Source organism: Solwaraspora sp. WMMD791, assembly GCF_029581195.1.
Lineage (GTDB): Bacteria > Actinomycetota > Actinomycetes > Mycobacteriales > Micromonosporaceae > Micromonospora_E.
In genome coordinates, this window is sequence record NZ_CP120737.1 from 5023037 (window position 1) to 5043240 (window position 20204).

17 protein-coding genes and 1 pseudogene are annotated in these 20204 nt (G+C 70.1%); 9 read left to right on the forward strand and 9 right to left on the reverse strand.

The features are described from left to right. Window positions 1-159 precede the first annotated feature (159 nt). The 3 genes from istB to O7623_RS22340 are packed head-to-tail and all read right to left on the reverse strand — an operon-like array spanning window position 160 to window position 3394. On the reverse strand, window positions 160-954 hold the full coding sequence (gene istB / locus O7623_RS22330; protein ID WP_282224672.1) for an IS21-like element helper ATPase IstB: 795 nt from the start codon (window positions 952-954) through the stop codon (window positions 160-162). Further along, window positions 954-2183 carry an IS21 family transposase gene (gene istA, locus O7623_RS22335; protein ID WP_282224673.1) on the reverse strand — a complete coding sequence of 410 codons (1230 nt, stop codon included), beginning with the start codon at window positions 2181-2183 and terminating at the stop codon, window positions 954-956. The genes istB and istA overlap by 1 nt, the downstream gene beginning before the upstream one ends. Window positions 2184-2230: 47 nt before the next feature. Further along, window positions 2231-3394, reverse strand: coding sequence for an FAD-dependent monooxygenase (locus O7623_RS22340; RefSeq protein ID WP_282224966.1), 1164 nt, complete (start codon window positions 3392-3394; stop codon window positions 2231-2233). A 362-nt stretch (window positions 3395-3756) separates the two neighbouring features. Between O7623_RS22340 and O7623_RS22345 the strand changes: the two genes are divergently transcribed. Beyond that, window positions 3757-4431, forward strand: a complete 675-nt coding sequence (locus tag O7623_RS22345; RefSeq protein ID WP_282224967.1) for a helix-turn-helix domain-containing protein — start codon at window positions 3757-3759, stop codon at window positions 4429-4431. A gap of 256 nt (window positions 4432-4687) precedes the next feature. Here the strand turns inward: O7623_RS22345 and O7623_RS22350 are convergent, their stop codons facing one another. Beyond that, a complete protein-coding gene (locus tag O7623_RS22350; protein WP_282224968.1) occupies window positions 4688-5101 on the reverse strand; it encodes a type II toxin-antitoxin system Phd/YefM family antitoxin in 414 nt (137 codons plus the stop codon). A 127-nt stretch (window positions 5102-5228) separates the two neighbouring features. Between O7623_RS22350 and smpB the strand changes: the two genes are divergently transcribed. Continuing rightward, window positions 5229-5723, forward strand: a complete 495-nt coding sequence (gene smpB, locus O7623_RS22355) for an SsrA-binding protein SmpB (protein WP_282224969.1) — start codon at window positions 5229-5231, stop codon at window positions 5721-5723. Between the two features lie 95 nt (window positions 5724-5818). Here smpB and O7623_RS22360 read toward each other — a convergent pair whose 3' ends face one another. Both O7623_RS22360 and O7623_RS22365 read right to left on the reverse strand, forming a co-directional pair. Further along, a complete protein-coding gene (locus O7623_RS22360) occupies window positions 5819-8296 on the reverse strand; it encodes an FtsX family ABC transporter permease (protein ID WP_282224970.1) in 2478 nt (825 codons plus the stop codon). A 53-nt stretch (window positions 8297-8349) separates the two neighbouring features. Continuing rightward, a complete protein-coding gene (locus tag O7623_RS22365; protein WP_282224971.1) occupies window positions 8350-9060 on the reverse strand; it encodes an ABC transporter ATP-binding protein in 711 nt (236 codons plus the stop codon). Window positions 9061-9507: 447 nt separating this feature from the next. Here O7623_RS22365 and O7623_RS22370 point away from each other — a divergent pair, with 447 nt between their 5' ends. Continuing rightward, window positions 9508-10173, forward strand: coding sequence for a response regulator transcription factor (locus O7623_RS22370; RefSeq protein ID WP_282224972.1), 666 nt, complete (start codon window positions 9508-9510; stop codon window positions 10171-10173). Between the two features lie 229 nt (window positions 10174-10402). On the opposite strand, the gene O7623_RS22375 is transcribed toward O7623_RS22370, so the two are convergent. Then, window positions 10403-11764 (reverse strand): monooxygenase, encoded by a 1362-nt coding sequence (locus O7623_RS22375; protein WP_282224973.1) that lies wholly within the window; start codon window positions 11762-11764, stop codon window positions 10403-10405. Between the two features lie 30 nt (window positions 11765-11794). Between O7623_RS22375 and O7623_RS22380 the strand changes: the two genes are divergently transcribed. The 5 genes from O7623_RS22380 to O7623_RS22400 all read left to right on the forward strand — a co-directional run bounded on the left by O7623_RS22380 (window position 11795) and on the right by O7623_RS22400 (window position 16713). After that, complete coding sequence (locus O7623_RS22380) at window positions 11795-13219, forward strand: phosphatase PAP2 family protein (protein WP_282224974.1); 1425 nt, start codon at window positions 11795-11797, stop codon at window positions 13217-13219. A 464-nt stretch (window positions 13220-13683) separates the two neighbouring features. Then, on the forward strand, window positions 13684-14331 hold the full coding sequence (locus O7623_RS22385) for a hypothetical protein (RefSeq protein ID WP_282224975.1): 648 nt from the start codon (window positions 13684-13686) through the stop codon (window positions 14329-14331). Continuing rightward, on the forward strand, window positions 14247-15443 hold the full coding sequence (locus tag O7623_RS22390; protein WP_282224976.1) for a glycosyltransferase: 1197 nt from the start codon (window positions 14247-14249) through the stop codon (window positions 15441-15443). The genes O7623_RS22385 and O7623_RS22390 overlap by 85 nt, the downstream gene beginning before the upstream one ends. Continuing rightward, a complete protein-coding gene (locus O7623_RS22395; RefSeq protein WP_282224977.1) occupies window positions 15440-16087 on the forward strand; it encodes a DUF998 domain-containing protein in 648 nt (215 codons plus the stop codon). The genes O7623_RS22390 and O7623_RS22395 overlap by 4 nt, the downstream gene beginning before the upstream one ends. Then, window positions 16078-16713 carry a DedA family protein gene (locus tag O7623_RS22400; protein ID WP_282224978.1) on the forward strand — a complete coding sequence of 212 codons (636 nt, stop codon included), beginning with the start codon at window positions 16078-16080 and terminating at the stop codon, window positions 16711-16713. The genes O7623_RS22395 and O7623_RS22400 overlap by 10 nt, the downstream gene beginning before the upstream one ends. Window positions 16714-17059: 346 nt before the next feature. Here the strand turns inward: O7623_RS22400 and O7623_RS22405 are convergent, their stop codons facing one another. Continuing rightward, window positions 17060-18511 carry a HAMP domain-containing sensor histidine kinase gene (locus O7623_RS22405; RefSeq protein ID WP_282224979.1) on the reverse strand — a complete coding sequence of 484 codons (1452 nt, stop codon included), beginning with the start codon at window positions 18509-18511 and terminating at the stop codon, window positions 17060-17062. After that, window positions 18508-19200 carry a response regulator transcription factor gene (locus O7623_RS22410; protein WP_348775170.1) on the reverse strand — a complete coding sequence of 231 codons (693 nt, stop codon included), beginning with the start codon at window positions 19198-19200 and terminating at the stop codon, window positions 18508-18510. The genes O7623_RS22405 and O7623_RS22410 overlap by 4 nt, the downstream gene beginning before the upstream one ends. Window positions 19201-19646: 446 nt before the next feature. Here O7623_RS22410 and O7623_RS22415 point away from each other — a divergent pair. Beyond that, window positions 19647-20163: pseudogene (locus O7623_RS22415) on the forward strand (tyrosine-type recombinase/integrase); the annotation flags it as partial. Window positions 20164-20204 lie beyond the last annotated feature (41 nt).

The window sequence follows — 20204 nt, forward strand, 5'->3', positions numbered from 1 at the left end:
GGCGCTGCCGGGACATGGGCGCTGGCCGTACCCCTCGACATTGCGGTTCGCGCACCGAACCCGGATGGAATCGATCAGGTAGGCGGGGCGTGTCAACGCCGCCCCAATCGTGACCACCGTGGTCCGGCTGAAACTGGACCACCCCGGTTTGGTTGATCTTCAGTCGTTGGTCTTGGTCGCTGCCGGGACGCGGCCGAGGTCGCGGTCCTTGAGCCGGTAGCTGTCGCCCTTCATCGAGATGACCTCGGCGTGGTGAACAAGCCGGTCGATCATGGCCGCGGCGACGACGTCATCACCGAAGACCTCTCCCCACCGGCCGAAGGGCTTGTTACTGGTGACAATCAGCGAGGCACGTTCGTAGCGGTTCGAAACCAACTGGAAGAACAGGTTCGCCGCTTCGGCTTCGAAGGGGATGTAGCCGACCTCGTCGACGATCACCAGCGGGATCCGGCCGAGTTTGACGAGCTCGTCCTGCAGCCGGCCGGCGTGGTGGGCGTCAGCGAGACGGGACACCCACTGAGCGGCGGTGGCGAACGCGACCCGGTGTCCGGCCTGGCAGGCCCGGATACCGAGACCGATGGACAGGTGGGTCTTGCCGGTGCCGGGCGGCCCCAGGAACACGACGTTCTCCTTCGACGCCACGAAGTCCAGAGTGCCCAGGTGGGCGATCGTCTCCCGCTTCAACGACCGCTGGTGTTCGAAGTCGAACTCCTCCAGGCTCTTGCGTGCCGGGAACCTCGCCGCCCGGATACGTCCCTCACCGCCGTGGGCCTCCCGGGCCGCCACTTCGCGTTGCAGACAGGCGGCGAGGAACTCCTCGTGCGTCCACGACTCCGCCCGGGCCCGCTCCGCGAGCCGGTCCACCGACGCCGCCAACGAGGGCGCCTTCAACGCACGGGTGAGGAAAGCGATCTCGGAGGAGACGTTGCGGTTGCCGGTCGTTCTGGAGGCCATCACGCGGCCGCCTCGGCATCGACACCGAACATGCGGTCGTAGTCGGCCAACCTGCGGTGCTCCACCTCGGCCGTGACCGCCGGTGCCGGCGCCTGCCGCGCGGCGGTCCGCAGATCGGCGGCGGCCTGACGGTGAGCCGGGTCGGTGATGCTCTGATGCCGCGCCCAGCACCGGTCGTGCCGGGCGACGAGACGGCCCTCGCAGAGCACCTGCACCCGGTCGGCGTCAGCGACCACGTCGACCCGGCGGCCCACCACCATCGGGTGCACCGAGTAGTCGTTGCCGTCCAGCCGGACGTAGTGGTCGCGGGGCAGACGGGTGCTCCGCCGCCAGCCGACCACCGGCGCGACCGGCGGCAGCGTCAGCATCGCCGCTCGGTCGGCCTCCCACCGGTCCACCGGCCGGCAGCCCAGCACCCGGTGCCGACGCTGGTTCGCCCGTACCAGCCATTCGGCAAGCTGGGCGTTGAAGTCCCGGGGCGAGCTGAACCGGCGCCCGGGCAGGAACGACGTCTCCAGATAGCCGTTCGCCCGCTCCACCAGGCCTTTGGCTTCCGGGTCCGCCGGCCGGCACTGGAGCACGCGGATCCCGAGAGTGCCACGGAAGCCGTTCATCGCCTCGGTCAACTGCGGCCTGCCGGCACGCCACTGGCCGACCGCGGACTCGTTGTCCCATACCAACGTCCTGGGCACCCGACCCCACCCGGAGATCAACGTCCAGTGTCCGACCAGCAGATCCGCCGACTGCCGGGACGGGATCATCACCGCCGTCAGCCACCGCGAGTACCCGGACACCATCACCATCACCGGCGGCCGTCCGACCTGACCGAACCCCAGGGGCACGTCCGCCGGCGGGAACCACAGATCACACTGCGCCAGCTCACCCGGCAGGTACTCGGTGCGCTGCGCCGGGTCAGGCCGGCGGAACAACGGCCGCAGCCGCTGCACCCGGTCACAGAACACCGTCTTCCCACGGGTCCACCCGACCCGTTCCATGATCACCGTCGAGGGCATGTCCGGGAACTCCGCCAACAACGCCCTGATCTGCGGCTCGACCGCGTCCACGATCGAGCCCTTCGCAGCCCGTCGGTACCGCGGCGGCTCATCACTGGCCAACGCCTTCTTCACGGTGTTGCGAGACATCCTCAACCGCCGTGCGATGGCCTGAATCGCCATACCCTCCGACCGCCGCAGCCGCCGGATCTCCGCCCAGTCCTCCACGCTCAGCACCTCCCGATGCTTCAGGAGGTGGTCCCGATTCAGCCGGAACCACGTGGTCAGTTTTCACGCGGAGCTGACAGGGCGGTCGCTTCGGCCTTTCGCTGCATCCAGGTCCTTGCCTGGTCGACCAGTTGTTGCGGCGCGTCGGGGGCGAAGCTGGCGACGAGATTGTCCGCCGAGGCCCGGCCGGCTGCCTCGGCGCGGGAGAACATCGCTGTTTCGTACGCGGCAAGCGCGGATTCCACGTCGGAGTGTTCCGCCAACGCGGCACCGAGGTCCGCGGCGTCGAGCAGCGCGAGGTTCGCTCCCTGCCCGGCGAACGGGGACATCACATGCGCCGCGTCGCCGAGCAGGGTCACCCCGGCGGTCCGCGCCCACCTCAGCCCCACCGGAAGAGCGTGGATCGGGCGCGGAACCAGGGGTCCTTCACCCTCGCCGATCAGCGCACGGAGGCCGGGCGCGAAGTCGTGGAAGATCTCCAGCAGCCGTCGACGAGTGCCGCCCGGGTCGGTGGGATCCACGAGCCTGCGGGCCCAGTTCTCATCGCTCTGGACCGCGTAATAGATTCTGATCACGCCGCCACCGTTGCGCTGGGCGATGATCCCGTGGCCTTCCGTGAAGGCGTACATCGACCCCGGCCCGACCAGGTCCGCCGCCTCGCGATGCGTCGCATCGACATCAGACAGAAGATCCTCGACGAAGGACACGCCGGAATAGAGAGGGACCGCGTCCGTCAGCAGCGAGCGCACTTTCGACCAGGAGCCGTCTGCGCCCACCAGGACCTCGGCCTCTACGATCTCACCGTTACCCATGGTGAGCTCCGTGCGCCCGCCGCCCGGCCTTGTCACCGAGGTCACCTTCGTGTTCCAGCGGACGACACCCTCGGGTAGCGATTCGACCAGCAGGCGCCTCAGGTCGCCGCGATCCACCTCGGGCCGCACGCCGGCACCACCCTCGTACGCCAGGTCGAAATGTACGGTCCCGAACCTGTCGACAAGGCGTGTCGTCTCCCCTGTGTCCCGCGAGATCGAGCGGAACTCCTCGAACAGGCCGGCATCGGCGAGTGCCCGCTGGCCCGAGTCCGCGTTCAGGCCGAGCGTGCCGCCCGCGTCACGGGCCCGCGACGACGCGTCAAGCTCGTAAACCGTCGACGGGATCCCGCGTAGGTGCAGGATGCGGGCCAGAGCCAGGCCGCCCAGCCCACCCCCGACAATCGTCACGTGTCTTGTGGCCGCCAATTCCCACCTTCCTTCGTCGCCGGCTGGCTTGCCTGCCAAACCTAGGAGCACACACCCTGCGTCGCTTGGACAGGCGAGCCAGCCGATGGGACTTACGGGACAGGTGGTTCGATGGGTGAATGAATGCCTCCCGCCAGCGTGCGGCACGACCCGGGCAGGTCGGCGAGACGGCGCGATCCAGCTGCGCGCCGCCCCCAGCGGGCGATCAGGGCGCGGCCGTCGGCGCGCGTGTTCGTGCCCGTGACGCCCGGGCACGGGATGTCGTGGTCACGGACTTCCACACCCCGACGGGAGTGCGGGCGCAGACCTCTCCGGAGGACGAAACGGAGCTCCGGTTGTACGCGGTGCGGCGCGGTACCTGGACGTTGCGCTACGACAGTGCGGTGCTCCCGGTCCGGGGAGGCGAGTTCATGATCCATCGTGCCGGTGGCCTGGCCGGCTTCGACGCGGAGCCAAGGACCGTCGGGCGGACGATCGGGATCCCGATCGCCGAGATCGGCGGCTACCACGGTGACGCTCCGGTGGCCAGGCCGGCCACCGCACCCGAGGTGCGGCTCCTGCTGGCGCACGCGAGCCTGCTGCACGACACGGTCGAAGACCTCGAGGCCGCCGGCTTGTTGGCGGCCCGGAACGCGTTGATCGAGCTGGCTCGGGGTGTGGTGCGCCAATACGTCGACGACACCGAGCCCACCCTGTCATCCGCCCTGGCACGGGCTGCCCGCGAGCTTGCCGACCACCGGCTCACCGACCACGAGCTGACGCCCAGGCTGCTGGCACGCGAGTTGCACGTCTCCGTACGCACGCTGAGCCGCGCCTTCGCTGCCACCGGGGAGACGACGGCCGGCTACATCCGGCGCCGTCGCCTGGAGGAGGCACGCAGAGCCTTGACTGCCGGCTACACGGTTTCCGAGATCGCGGCCCGATGGCAGTTCGCCGACAGCAGCCACTTCATCCGTGCCTTCCGCAAGCGCTACGACCAAACCCCTACCCAGTACGTCTCCACCTCAGGCGACGTCTGACGCACCAAATTGCCGGTAATGCGGTTTTAGTCGTATCGCCGGTTGGGGACTGCGTGATTTCCGTGTTCGACCTGGGTGTGCTCCCCTGGACGGGACGTCGGTGCTGTCCAGAAAGGACCAGATCGTGGAAGACAAGAGCCCGGTTCAGCTTCCGGGACCGACGACAGCGGAGCGTGAGTTCGCCCAGCAACCGGTCGAGCGAGCCAAAGCCGACGGAGTGTAGTTGGTCGGGCCGGTAGGCACCCCACCAGCGCGTTCAGCGCCGCAGCAGGTCCATGTGCACGGCCCGCAGCCGCGCCAGCGCCGGGTCGCTGGCTGACGGGATCCGCCGGTCAAGCTCGGCCCAGACCTCCGCGAGGGCGTCGGTCAACACCCGCAGGTTGCTGGCATGCTGGCGGGCGCTGCGCTGTCGTGTCTGCTCCAACCGGCGCGCCCAGCCGGCGGTGACCTCGGCGATCCGCCCCGCATCGGCGCGTGCCTGCGCGACGCTCCGCGCGGCGGCTGCCGGCACGATGGCGGCGACGGGACGGGCGTCGCGGTCGTGCTCGATCACCGTGACGGTGTCGGCCAACTCGGCGAGTGCGACGAGTTGGGCCAGCCGGGTGCGGGCCTCACGCAACGACAGGGCCTGCGGCCGGACGTGCTCCGGCTGAAGATCGGGGACAGCCATACGGTCATGGTGCCCGCCGGGTACGACATTCGATGCGTACCCGGGTCCGGGTTCTTGCGTCGAGCCCGCTTCACGCCGCGCCCCCGATACCCTCGTGGGGAGGTGCGGCAGCGAGGTGATGGTTTGCATGGGTAGGTCCGGCGAGAGCGGTCACCTGCTGGTGGCCACCAACAAGAGGGCGCGGCACGACTACCAGATCCTGCGCACCTACGAGGCGGGGATAGTCCTGGTCGGCACCGAGGTGAAGTCGCTGCGGGCTGGTCGGGTGTCGCTGGTGGACGCCTTCGCGCAGCAAGGGGACCGCGAGATCATGCTGCACGGGCTGCACATCGCCGAGTACGGCTTCGGGAGTTGGACGAACCACCAGCCCCGGCGTATCCGGAAGCTGCTCCTGCGTCGGGTGGAGATCGATCGGATTCTGGAACGCCTCAGGGAGGGCGGCCTGACGCTGGTGCCGCTGTCGCTGTACTTCGAGAACGGCTGGGCGAAGGTCGAACTCGGGCTTGCGAAGGGCCGGCGTAGTTTCGACAAGCGGCAGGCCATCGCCGAACGGGAGGCGAACCGGGAGATCGCCCGGGAGTTCAGCCGTCGACTCAAGGGCAGGCCCCGCCACCAGGGTTGACCAACCACGCCGACCGCAGCCAGTGAGTATCGTCGGTACTCACCCCCCCAGTCACCTTCTGATCCGTAGCCCGGTCCAGGCGCAGGACCTGCGCATCAGTGGTCCCGGCCCGCCAGTTCGAGCACGGACACCCGGGAGACGCGGAACGCGGGCCACGCTGCAGCGACGACGCCGGCTGCGACCGCAACGACGAGCGTTACCGCGAGGCGGGTCCACGGTACGACGACGGATGGGATCTCCGCGCCACCGGTGACGTCGATCAGCGCCCAGCCGAAGCCTACTGCGACGGCGATACCGATCGATGCTGCCATGAACGATAGGAGTGCCGCCTCGAGCCGCACGATTCGACGCAGCTCTCGGCGAGTCGCGCCGACCGCTCGCAGCAGCCCGAGCTCTTTGGCGCGTTCATTGATCGCGAGCGCCGTGGTGTTGGCGACTCCGAGGAGTGCGATGAAGCTCGCGAGGAGGAGCATCCCGTCGATGAAGTTCCGGAACGCGGCGATTTCGCTTCCGCTGTTGGCGATGTGTTCTGCCCGGGTCGCGAAGAACGACCCGGGCGTGGCTCGGACCAGCGCCCTCACGTCTTCTTCGGCGTCTGCGGCGACTCCGTCGGCGAGGTCGACGAACAACAGGGCGTCGAGCAGTCGGCCAACCAGAGTGTCGAGTGTCGCACGGTCGACGAAGTACAGAGGGGCTTCGAAACCGCCGGTGCTCCTCGCGACCACGGCAACGATCGGCGCCTCGAGTGTCGAGCGTTCGAACTCGATCGCGAGGGTGCCGCCGAGCAGGGTCGGGTCGTCGCCGACCACGGCCACACCCCCCTCGCTCAGGTCGGCGAGGTCGCCGGCGATCGGGTCGAGGTCGAACATGGTGGGCAGTGCCGTCGGGTCGATGCCGCCGACCGCCTCGGCTTTCCCTGCCACGATCCCCTCGGCGATCGACAGCGCGGCGACTGCGTCGACGTCGGGCAGTTCTGCGATCCGGCCGGCCAGGGTGGGGTCGATCGTCGGGAAGTCGGCGGTCGCCGACGTGACCACCAGGTCCGCCTGTAGTCCTTCACGAACGTCCGTCCCGACCGCGCTCGTCAGTGAGCTTGCGAAGATCGCGAACATCGTCACCATCGCGGTGCCGAGCACGAGCGCGAGCGCCGTCGACGCCGATCGACGGGGGCTGGCAGCCAGGTTGCCGGCTGCGATGGAGCCACACACACCGGCGGCGCGGCGGGCCACCTGAGCGCTCCCACGCGCTGCGGCGGTCACGATCGCCGGGCCGCACAGCACGAGCGCCGGGACGATGGCAGCGACGAGCAGGACCCATGCCGCGCTCGATCGCACCACAGCCACGGTTCCTCCGGCGACCGCCGCCGCGGCGAGCACGAGCCCGCTCGCAGTTCGCGCCGGGCTCACCACCCGGGGTTCCGCCGCGCTCTCGCGCAGCGCCTCGATCGGCGGTGTCGCCGCCGCCCGGCGAGCCGGGATCCATGCCGAGAGGATCGTTGCGCCGATACCGACGGTCGCGGCGACCGCGATCGAGGTCGTACTCACGATCGACGGCGCGGTGAGCAACGTGACCCCGGCAAGTCCGACGAGCCAGCGCAGCGCGCCAACTCCCGTGATCCCGCACACGAGGCCGACGAGCGTGGCGACCGTCCCGACGAGCGCCGCCTCGATCACCACTCCGCCGAGCAGTTGGCGTCGTTCCGCACCGATCGCACGCAGCAGCCCCGACTCCCGCCTGCGGCGGGCGACGGTGAGCGCGAACGTGTTGAAGATGATCGTCACACCGATCACCACCGCGACCACGGCGAATGCCAGGAGGAACACCGTCAGGAACTGCAGCGGCGACGTCGCGGCGTCCTGCATCGTCCGGATGTGGTCGGGCCCGTCGATGACCTCGGCATCAGTCAGCGCCGACAATCGGTCGAGTACCTCGGCGCGGTCAGCGCCCTCCGCGACCTTGACGAGCACCTCCGTCGGCGCCGCAGTGTCGAGCCAGCCGGACACCGCTCCGTCGGGCAAGAGCACCGTTCGCTGCAGCGGCGCCGCGTCTGCCGACGCGAACGTCGCGACACCGGTGATGGTCGCGTCGTGTATCCCCGTCGTGGTCAGGACCTGTACGACGTCACCCGGAGCCAAGCCTGCGTCACCGGCGAGTGATCGATCGATCACGACCTCGCCGACCTCGGTCGGGGGTTGCCCGCTCGTGAGCCGGAACGGATTGAGCGCCGGGTCGGCGACCCAGTTGCGACCGACGTCGCTCGCCGTGCCGGTTCCGACTGACGATCCGTGGACGACCAGCTTCGCGAAGCCGACCCATTGCGAGGCGGCCCCGTCGACGCCATCGACCATAGCCACGCGCTCGGCAACGTCGGGCTCCAGCGATCGCCGAACCGACCTTTCCGGATCTCCCGGCCCTCCGCCAGGCTCGCCGAGGACGACGCCCTGCACCACGGCGTCCGTCCCGGCCAACGCTTCGGCGATGTCATCGGCCGCCCGGCCACGCATCGAGTCGGACAACACCAGCGTCGCGACGAGGAACGCCACCGACAGCGCGATCGCCGTACCCGTCAGCACGAACCGACCCCGACTCGCGAGCACGCTCCGAGCCGCACTCCGTAGCATCCGGCTCACCGCGCCAGCCCCTTCATCACGTCGATCACCGAATCGGCCGACGGGTGATCCATGACGTCGTGCACTCGGCCGTCGACGACGAACACGACGTGGTCCGCCCGGGCAGCGGCGTTGGGATCGTGCGTGACCATCACGATCGACTGGTGATGCAGATCGACCGCTGATCGCAGGAATCCGAGGATCTCCTGCCCGGACCGGGTGTCGAGGTTGCCGGTGGGTTCGTCGGCGAAGACCACCTGCGGCTGGGCGACCAGTGCTCGGGCGACGGCGACTCGCTGTTGTTGGCCGCCTGAGAGCTCCGTCGGCCGATGACGCATGCGATCACCGAGGCGCAGCAGCGACACGACCTGATCGAGCACTGCGGCACTCGGCCGGCGCCCCGACAACGTCAACGGCAGGCAGATGTTCTCCTCGGCCGTGAGTGTCGCCACGAGATTGAACGTCTGGAACACGAACCCGATCCGTTCTCGGCGCAGCCTGGTCAACTCGCGGTCGTTGAGGGTCGACAGATCCGTGTTGCCGACGAGTGCACGGCCCGACGTCAGTTGATCCAGTCCGGCGGCGCAGTGCATCATCGTCGATTTTCCCGAACCCGACGGGCCCATCACCGCCGTGAACTTCCCCGTGGGGAACGCGATGGTGACGTCGTCGAGCGCCACGACGGCCGACCGGCCGGAGCCGTATCGCTTGACGGCGCCGACGAGCATGGCCGCCGCGTCATCAGCGTTCGCTGACAGCGCGCTCCCGGACTGTCGATTGACGACGGCTGAACCTGGACGTGAGGACACGAGATCTCCGAGGAGTGGTTGGTCGACGGGTTACGTCGCTTGTCCGACGCCTGATTCGTACCGAGCGAATCTGAGGCGACCGTTAATGCGCTGCTCGGACCGGGTGGCCGACTGGTGCCGGAAGGAAAGATCGTCGCGGTCACCCGGACGGGTGGGAGTACGACGCCGACGGCATGCGCACCGTACGTCACTGGCTCTAACCGTCGTCTCAGATTCGCTCGGTACGAAGTGAGCATCGCCGGGCGATGCGGGTCTCGGCCTCGGCGGCATGGCCGAATTCGCCGCGCTCTACGGCGGCACGGTCAGTGCCGGCCTCGCACCGGACGGCGGCTGGATCGTTCACGCGACCCGGAAAGGCAGTCATCTGTGATCACTGTGCTAGTGGTGGACGCCCAGCCGCTGCAGCGCTTCGCGTTTCGCATGCTGCTGGAGAGCACTCCCGACACCGAGGTCCTCGGCGAGGCCGAGAACGGCGCCGAGGCAGTTCGGCGGACCACCGAGCTGCATCCCGACGTCGTGCTGATGGACATCCGCATGCCGGGCGTCGACGGGATCGAGGCCACCCGGCGTATCGTCGCCGCCGGTGGACGTTCGCGGATCCTGATGCTGACGACGTTCGACGTGGACCGGTACGCGTTCGCCGCGCTGCGGGCCGGGGCGAGCGGATTCCTGCTCAAGACCAGCCGCCCGGAGGAGCTGCTCGCCGGCATCCGAGCCGTCGCCGCCGGGGACGCGGTGATCGCGCCGCCGCTGACTCGGCGGCTGCTCGACGCGTTCGCCGACCGGCTCGACGATGACCTCTGCGGGCCCACGCGGGAGGATCCCCGGCTGAATTCTCTGACCGACCGGGAGCGCGAGGTCCTCGTCGCCATCGGCCACGGCCTCACCAACGGCGAGATCGCGCAACGGTTCACGCTGTCGGAGTCGACAGTGAAGACCCACGTCGGGCGGGTCCTCGCCAAGATCGGCGCACGGGACCGGATCCAGGCCGTCACCCTCGCGTACGACCTGAGACTCACCCGGCCGAACTAGCGCTTCATCTCGCGCGTCCGTCGAAGGTACGGCCGTCGTTCCCAGCCGCACCGCTCCGGGTCGATCCGCTCCGCGTGATCGGCCGCTCCGCTGCCGGATCCGCCTGCAGCCGTCCACGTCACCGCACGTCCGACCGCCACGGTGCCGTGTTCAGTGCGGACGTGTGTGAGCTCACAGGTGCCTCTTCGGCTCGTTGACCTCAGGTAGCTCACACACGTTCGACACCTCCTCAGGACTTGCGGGGGGAGACCGTCATGATGCCAATGCACATCTCGTCGCTGGTGCCGTCGCCCCACACCACGTAGCGCGGCGGCAGCTTGCTCAGCTGCGGCACTCGTTTGCGCAGCCCGGCGTCGTGCGTGCACGTCACCCGCAGCGTGTCCCCCGGGCCGATCTCCACCGGCGACGGCAGCTTCATCAGCCGCTGGTTGTCGAAGTCGAACCGCGGCACGTCCAGCACGACCTTGGCGTTCGGCGTGTCCGGGTTGAGTTCGACCTTCATGGCCCGCCCGAGCATGTGCATGTGGCCGAACCCGGCGAAGAGCGTCATCGGCGCCTCCACCTTGTGGTCGCAGGTCTGGGTGTCACCCGGCTTCGGCACGCCGCCCTGGTTGCACTCCTCCACTTGACGGTCCGCCATCTCGCCGACGTCCGACCCGAACCGCTTCGTCACGTCCGCGATCGAGGCCGCCCGGTCACACAGCGGCCCCGACTCGTCGGCGGCACAGGGCAGGTCGATCGGCGCGTCGAGTGACAACGTCTCGAGTTCCCGGGTCTGCGGCGTGCCGTCCGTCAGCCGCAGCCGTACCGCCGAGCGGTCCGACCCGGTCGGCTTGCCGTCGGTCGCGAGCAGGTTGTAGTGGATCTGGAGGACGACCAGGCTGCCCGGCTCCAGCTTGTGGCCGGCGTCCTGGTCGAGCAGCGTCTCCGTCGCGCCCGGCGCCCAGGTGTCCACCCACGCCGCGTCCCCCTCTTCGACCTCGGCGCCGGCGACGCCGGTCCCGCCGAAACACCGCCAGCCGAGACCAGGGGTCTTCGCGTCGTGCTCGCGCACTGCGGCAGCGCGGGCCGGCGGCACCACGTACACGATGGCGTGGTGCGCGATGGCGATGTTGTCCGGCGTGAACTGGGTCCCGGTGAGGAACGCCGTCTTGGTCAGGCCCGGATCGATGATCTGGCACCGGTACTCGTCCGTGCCGCCCTCCGGCGGCGCGGGCGTGTAGGCCTCGGGCATCTTCAGGTCGACGAACCGCTCGCCGGCGCGCAGCGGCTGCGGGGGAGCCGACGACCCGCCCGCGTGCGCGCTGTGCGGGCCGGCCCCGGCGGGCGCCGAGCTGTTGTCGGCATCCGACCCGCAGGCGACGACGGCGAACGCCGTCGCCAGCGCCATGATGGCCGTGGTGAACCTCCACCGTGGATTTTCAGAATTCCTCATGGCCTGAAAGCTAGGACCGATTCCGTGCTGTTCCGTCGTACTGCGGTCGTCAATCTCGGGAGGAAGGTGGTACTGCGGTACTACGCCCCCTTCACCACCCGTACGGCGATTAATCGTCGTCTCAGCTTCGCTCGGTACGAAGTCGGCATCGAACAAGCGATGTAGCTCGTACCTGGGAGGCTGTCGATGGCGGTCGACGCGGCGCCGTCCGGGGAGGCGCCGCCTGGTCGGTTGGCCGGCCCCTGGGTGCCGCTGCTGGTGGTCGTCGCGGTCGGGCTCGGGTTCGGGCTGCTGGTGCTCCTCGTCCGGCTGCACCTCGAACCGGTGATGAGCGTCGATCGCGGTGTCGCCCGGGAACTCAACGAGGTCGTGTCGCCCCGGCCGTATCTGGTGAACACGCTCGACGGGATTTCCCGGCTGGGCGGGCGGCCGATCATGCTCTGGCTGGTCGGCGTCGCCGCAGTGCTGCTGCTGGTGCGCCGGCGGTTCCGCCTCGCGGTCTACCTGCTGGCCGCCGTCGCCGGTGCGCTACTGCTCGACCCGTCGGTGAAGTCGCTGGTCGGCCGGCTGCGCCCGGTGGTGGAGGTGCCGGTGGCGGCCGCGACCGGCAACAGCTTCCCGAGCGGGCACGCGCTCGGCTCGATGGTCGTCTACGGTGCCGTGCTGCTGGTGTTCCTGCCCGCGGTGCGCTACCGCAAGCTGTTCATCTCGGCGGTCGGGCTGATCGTGTTCGCCATCGGCGTCACCCGGATCGCGCTCGGCGTGCACTACCTGACCGACGTGCTGTCCGGCTGGCTGCTCGGCGTGCTGTGGCTGAGTGTCACGGCGTACGCGTTCCGGCTGTGGCGGCGGGAGGCGGGACACCCAGTGGCGCCGCTCGACGAGGGCCTGGGGCACGAGGCCGCCGAGGCGATCAAGTCGGCGACCGACTCCAACCGCCCGATCCCTCACCGGTGGGTCAAGGCGACCGAGATCCTAACCGGCTGGGTGTTCACGTTCGGCATCCTGTACGTCGTCGGCTACCTGCTGAAGAACTACACCGAGGGCACCTGGCTGGGGCGTTTCGACGACGGCGTCGTCCGATGGCTGCAGACGTTGCGCACTCCCACCCTGGACGACGTGAGCTGGGTGGGGAGCAAGGCCGGCGACACCTACGCTGTTCTGGCCATCTCGCTGGTCTTCTGCCCCATCGTGCTGGCCGTGTGGCGGCAGTGGCAGCCAGTGGTGTTCGTGGCGCTTACCGTGCTCGGCGAGCTCACCTTGTTCCTGTGCACCGAGGCCGCCGTCCAGCGGGACCGCCCGCCGGTGGCGCAACTCGACGGCCCCACGCCCACGTCGTCGTTCCCGGCGGAGCACATCGCCGCCGCGATGTGCGTCTGGGTGGCGATCGCGATCCTGGTCGTGGGCCGGACGCACAGCCGGTGGCGCTGGCTCGCCGGAGTGCTCGCGGTGGTCGTGCCGGCCGGCGTCGCGCTGTCCCGGATGTACCGCGGCATGCACCACCCGACCGACCTGCTCGGTGCCGCGATCCTGACCGCGCTCTGGATCGGCCTGCTGTGGTGGGTGCTACGGCCCCACAGGCGCGCGGCGCCGGCCGAGGTGCACAGGTGACGCTGCGCTTCGTCGACTGGAACAAGACCGGCGGGATCGACCGCGGCCGCGTGGACCGTACGGGTCAAACACCGTCACCGCCCGTACGGGCTGGGTGGACGTCGACCGCGTTGCTCATCCGGCCCGACGGCTGTGTCGTCCGGGCCTTGCCTGCCGGGCAGTACCTCGACGCCACCACGCTGGTGGCTGCGCCGGGCACCTGGTTCGGCCACCCGGTCCGAGCAGCGCATTAACGGTCGCCTCAGATTCGCTCGGTACCAATCAGGCGTCGGACAAGCGACGTAACCCGTATGTAGGGGGCTAGTGATGGCAGTCAACGCAGCGCCGCCCGGGCCGGCGTCGGTCGGTCGGTCGGCCGGCTCGTGGGTGTCGTGGTTGGTGATCGGACCCCGTACCACGGAGCTACATCGGTCGGCCCGGCGTAGGGACGACCGGTGCGGAACCTTCGGCCGAAGCCTCCCGGCATGGATCTGACACCGGCCGTGCTCGAGCACCCCTACCTCGTGCTCGGTCTCTTCGTGCTGATCGAGGGGCCGGCCGCGACGATCACCGCAGGCACCCTGGTCGGCGCCGGCGCTGCGGCTTTCTGGCCGATCTGGGTGATCGTCGCGCTGGCCGAGGTGGTGGGCGACAGCCTGCTCTACCTCGTCGGCCGGGCGGCCCGGCGGCCCTGGGTGGCGTCCCTGCTGAGCAGGCTCAAGGCGACGGCGCTGCTCGACCGGCTGGCCGGGATGTCACTGCCCCGGCTGGTGATCACCGCCAAGCTCGTCGACGTCTTCGCCCTCCCTGCGTTCGTGTCGGTGGGGCTCGCCGGGCTCCCGTACCGGAGATTCGCCGCCTGGGCGGGTGCCACCGCCGCCGTACGGGGCCTGGTGCTGATCGGTGTCGGCGCTCTGCTCGGCAGCCAGCTGTCCGGCCTGCTCGCACTGCCCGGCGGCATCTTCCTGCTCACTGCGGCCGTCGCCGTGCCGGTCGCTGTCTTCCACCTCGTCATGAAGCGCTACCACCTACGAAAGGTAGTTGTCCCATGCGCATCCTCATCGGTGCCGACACCTACGCCCCTCACGTCAACGGGGCGGCCTACTTCGCCCAGCGTCTGGCCGTGGCACTGACCGCCCGGCACGAGGTGCACGTGGCCGCGCCGTCGACGGACATCCGCAACCATGCCGGCATGTCCAGTGACGGCGTCGTCGAGCACCGCGTACGTTCCTTGCCGGTGCCGGGTCACTCACGTTTCCGGTTCTGCCCGCCACTGGGGCTGCGCGCGGCAGCCCGCCGGATCCTCGACGAGGTCCAGCCCGACGTGGTGCACGTGCAGAGCCACTTCCCGCTGTGCCGGGCGCTGGTCGACGCGGCGCGTGAGCGCGGCCTGTTCGTTGTCGCCACCAACCACTTCATGCCCGAGAACCTGATCCACTACCTGCCCATCGGCAACGCCGGCCGGACGAGGGCCCACGAGTGGGCATGGCGCGACGCCGCCCGGGTGTTCGCCAAGGCAGACATCGTCACGGCCCCGACCCCGTACGCCGCCGCGCTCGCCGTGTTCTCCGGTGTGTCCGGGCCGGTCCTGCCCATCTCGTGCGGCATCGACCTCACCCGCTTCCGCGAACAGGCGCCGGTGGCCGAGTTCCGATGGGCCTACAGCCTCGCGCACAAGCCCACCATCACGTACGTGGGTCGGCTCGACGCCGAGAAGAACCTCGACGTCGTGATGCGGGCGTTCGCGCTGGTGCGCCGATCCCTCGACGCCCAGCTGCTCCTGGTCGGCACCGGGTCCGAGGACCGGGCGCTGCGGTCGCTCGCCGGGGAACTGGGCGTCGCCGAGCATGTCACGTTCACCGGGTTCGTCCCTGACGAGGACCTGCCCTCCGCGTACGCGGCGTCGACGGTCTTCGTCAACGCGGGCACCGCCGAGCTGCAGAGCCTGGTCACGCTCGAGGCGATGGCCAGTGGAAGGCCCGTGATCGGCGCCGATGCCGCAGCCCTGCCCCACCTCGTACGGAACGAGGAGACCGGCTACCTGTTCCCGCCCGGCGACGCTGTCGTCCTCGCCGAGCGACTGCTAAGGGTGCTCTGCGACCCGGAGCACGCGGAAGAGCTGGGGCGCCGGGCTCGTGCCGTGGCCGAGCAGCACGACCAGACCCGTACGGTGTCCGCGTTCGAGCAGCTCTACCGGATCCGTCCGGCCCGTGAGGCGCCCGCGCCCGTCGAGGTCACCGCATGACAGCGACGATCGTCCGCGCGGGCACCTCCCGCTGGTATCGCAACGTCCAGCTGAGCCTGGGCGTGGGTACGGCGGCCGGGGCGGGCCTGCTGCTGGTCGGCGACGTCGACCCGGTGGACGAGATGGTCAGCGAATCGATCCGGACCGTGCCGGGCGCCGTCCTGCTGGCCCTGGCGGCGTGTGGGCTCGCGGCAGCCGGCGCATGGCTCCTGGCCGGTGCCCGGCGTGTGCTGCCCCCGGCCTGGCCCCTCACCGTGCTGCTGTCGGTGTGGTGCGTGTCCCTGGTCGCGGTGGTGGTGTTCCCCACGAACCTGCCGGGGACCGAACCGGGCGTCGCCGCCGTGGTGCATCGGTTCGGCGCGGCGCTGATGGCGGCGCTGCCACCGCTCTTCGCCCTGCTCATCGCCAAGCGTGCCGGGCGTGGGGCCGACCCGGCCCGGGTCCGCTGGCTGCGCGCGGCCGGGTGGTCCGCGCTCGCCGCGTGCGTCGCGTTCGCGGCGGTGAACGGCCCGGCGGTGCTGCTCGGCCAAGGTTCACTCCCGTTCGCGGGCCTGGCCGAACGGGTTCTGCTGGCGCTCGTGCTCGTTGTAGTTGGGCTCTGCGCCTGGGTGCTCGAAGACGAGGAGCGGTCCCGATGGACCTGATGGCCATGATCGAGAACGCGATGGCCTCTCCGGTCATCTATCTGGCGATCCTCGCGCTGGCGATCCTCGACGCGTTCCTGCCGTTCCTGCCGTCGGAGTCGGTCGTCATCGCGGCGGCGGTCTTCGCCGGGTCGGGCATCCCGTCGCTTCCGCTGATCATCGTGTTCGCCGCGCTGGGTGCCTTCGTCGGTGATCACATCGGCTACCTCATCGGGCGCTTGTTGCGCGAGCGCCGTCCGGGCAGCCGCCTGATCGCCGCCGACAGGATCGCCCCGCACCTGCACCGCCGGGGCGGTGCCCTGATCATCGCGGGCCGGTTCGTCCCCGGCGGTCGCACCGCGATCGTGACCGCCAGCGGTGCCACCGGCTACCCGCTTGCCCGCTTCACCCTGTTCACCGCCATCGCCGCCGTCACCTGGGCCGGCTATTCCGGCCTGATCGGCTACCTCGGCGGTGCCGCCGTCGAATCCAACCCGACGCTGGGACTGGCGGTCGGCCTCGGTCTCGCCCTGTCCATCACCGCGCTCGGCGAACTGGTCCGCTACGTGTTGCGCCGCCACCGCCACCGCCACCGCCACCGCCACCTCCACCGCCGCCACCGCCGCCGAGCGGCGACCGCGGCCTGATGACGTCGTCGGGCGTCGATTGCGGCAGACAACGTTCGTACCCGAGCCGTGCGCCTGCGTGCGGGCAGGCTCAGCTGCCCGCCCCGAGTCTGCGGTGCTACAGAGGTTGAGATGCTGACGTCTGTGGTCTGGGTGGCTCGGGGTCGGGGGTCGTACCGGGTCTGAGTGAGGGAGCCGGCGATGGGGTCGGTCTGGTGCTGGCCGGCGCCTACCCGCTGTCGGACCAGGTCGGGGAGGTGGTCGGCGCCATGGATCGCGCTGTTGGTGACGCCGCCTTTCATCCAGGCCGGACGCCCTCGGTCGACGGTCGCCGCCCTTTGATCCTGCGCCACGCCGCCGGGGCGGGTCAGCGCATCGCGCTGTCCTCCCCGGCGGCGAGCCGCGTGATCGGGGCGGGCGGGGCCACAGCCGGAAGGTCGACCCGGAGCAGCGCGCCACCGCGTGTGGAGCGGGCGACGGTGGCCCGGCCGCCGTGGGCGTCGACGACCCGCTGCACGATCGACAGCCCGAGACCGGATCCCGGCAACGCCCGGGCGCTGTCGGCACGGTAGAACCGGTCGAACACCCGCGGCACGTCGGCGGCGTCGATGCCGGGCCCGGCATCGTCGACCTCGAGCACCGCCGACGCGCCCTCGGCCCGGAGCCGGACCTGGACCGGCTGGTCCGCCGGGGACCACTTGCCGGCGTTGTCGATGAGGTTGAGCACCGCCCGCTGGAGCGCAGCGGGACGCCCGCTCACCCACAAGGAGGTCACGTCGAGCGCGACCTCGATGTCGGGCATGCGGGAACGCGCCCGGGTCGCGGCCGCCATCACCACGTCGGCGAGGTCGAGCGACTCGGTGCTCTCGTCGCTGACGTCACCGCGCGCCAGGTCGGCCAGCTCGGCGGCAAGAGTGCTCAACTCGGCCACCTGGGCACCGAGATCGTCGAGCAGCCGGGTCCGGCTCTCCGCCGGCAGAGCGCTGTCCAGGGTGCCGCGCCGATCGAGCCGGATCAGCAACTCGACGTTGAGACGCAGGCTGGTGAGCGGGGTCTTGAGCTCGTGGGCGGCGTCCTCGGCGAGCAGCCGCTGAGCCTGCCGGGAGTCCCGGAGCGCGGCGAGCATGTCGTTGATCGACTGGGTCAGCCGCCGGATCTCCCCACCGCCCTCATCCGGGATGTCGGCGTCGAGATCCCGGGTGTGCGCGACACGTACCGCGGCGGCGGTCAGCCGGTCGATCGGTGCCAACCCGGTCCGCGCCACGGCCCGCCCGACAAGGGCACCGCCGACCACGCAGAGCAGCCCGATCAGCAGCATACCGAACCCGAACCGGTTGACCGGGCTGTCGTCGACGACGCGGGCCACCTGGACCGCGCCGTCGCCCGCCCGCAGCGTGTAGACGAGGTATCCGTCCTCGTCGCTGTCGTCCGACTCCATCAGGTCGGCCAGGCCGCCCTGCGCCACGCGCCCGGCGTGCTCGCTGACCGGGGGCAGCGCGGGTTGGCCGGCCGGCGTCCGGGTCGAGCCGTCGGGCAGGACGACCCGCACCAGCTGACCGGATCCGAGGTACGGCGATAGCGGTACCTGCGCCAGACCGGCGCGCTCCGCGTTCGTCGCCAAGACGCGGGAGTCAGCGCGCAGCTGATTCTCAGCGGAGTCCCGCAGCTGCCAGTCCAGCAGCTCGCTGGCCACCTGGAAGGCCATGAACACGCTGACGGCGATGGCCGTCGCCGCGATCACCGTCAGCCTGGTCCGCAGGGACCGCCGCCGCCACCATCGGGTCAGCCGGCGCGGTTCCCGGCCTGCGGGCCTGCTCACGGAGGAGTCTCCCGCAACGTGTACCCCAGGCCGCGCAGCGTGTAGATCAATCGCGGCTCACCCTCGGCCTCCATCTTGCGGCGCAGGTAGCTCACATACACCTGGAGGTTGTTGGCGGTGGCGCTCATGTCGAAGCCCCAGATCGCCTCGAACAGCGCGTCGCGGGTCAACACCCGGGTCGCGTTGCGTACAAGGACCTGCAGGAGAGAGAACTCGGTCCGGGTCAGGCGCAGCGGCCGCCCGCCCCGCCACGCCTCGAACCTGTCGGGATCGAGCCGGACGTCGGCGAACGACAGGATCTGCGACTCCCCGTCGGTCGGCGTACGCCGGCGCAGCAGAGCCCGCACCCGGGCCAGCAACTCCTCGGTGGCGAACGGCTTGGGTAGATAGTCGTCGGCGCCCGCGTCCAGCCCCGCGACCCGGTCCGAGACCTGGTCACGGGCGGTCAGCATCAGCACCGGCAGATCCCGACCCGCGGCCCGCAACCGCCGGCACGTCTCCAACCCGCCGAGGCGGGGCATCATCACGTCGAGAATCAGCAGATCCAGCGTGTCACCGCCGGCACCACCGACCCTGTCGAGCACGGCGAGACCGTTGGCGACGGTGCTGGTGTCGTAACCCTCGACCTGTAGCACCCGCTCCAGCGACTCACGGATAGCCGCGTCATCATCCGCGATCATGATCCGCACGCTGGCCGCCCCCTCCCAGTCGATGCTTTCGCCACCCATTTTCCCCGATCAACCTGAGGCCAGGATTAGCGCGTCGTGCGGTCGAGCTGCTCCATGAGCACGACGGGCAGCCGGATGCTCACCAGCATCATCGGTGCCCCCCGGTGCGGCACCGGTCGCCGGCACCGCGGTCATCGACTGATCACCGGCGCCAGGCCCCGTTCGCGTTCTGGTGGCTCACCGGGGCCGGGTCTGTCGAGTTCTTACAGATCCGGGCGAGGAGGCGACCATCGAACCCGCAGCCGGCACCGTGGTGGTGGTCTCGCGGGTCGGCGGTACGCCGATGGTCGGAAGACGCGGCCGGCGAGTATCTGCCGACAGGCCCGCCCCGGCAGACAGGTCGACATCGGTGGACAGGATGAGTCCGTGAGGAAGAGGGTCGGTCATGGCGATGTCGGATGTGATCTTCAAGCGCTGCGGGTGTCGGGACCTGGGTCGACTCCGGGTACGTATTCGCCCGCTCCGACGGCAGCCCGCTGCACCCCGGCTACGCCAGCGGCCGGTTCCGGCTCCTGGTCGAACGGACCGGCGTGCCGCCGGTACGGCTACACGACCTGCGTTACGGGGCCGCATCGCTCGGCCACGAGGCCGGTGCCGATCTCAAGACCGTGCAGGACCTGCTCGGCCACTCCAGCATCCTGGTCACCGCCGACACCTACACCAGCGTCCTGCCCCAGGCGCAGAGAGACGAAGCGCCGACGCCACGCCCACCTCGTCCTCTCCACCGCGCACCGCATCCGCGCCAAGATACGCAACGAGGGCCGGGGTAACCGCCGTCGACCCCGACCCGCGACAGGTACGCCGGTCCTACCGGCACCCGCGAAGCAGGAGAAGCCGCAGGTCGGCGCTCCGCAGCGGAACCGGCTGTCACAGAGTGTGATGACACCCTGGCCAATGCTCGCTCAACGATGTCGGTGTCGGTGAGGCGACCGAGGCGTTGTATGCCCCGTCGGGTCTGCGTCATG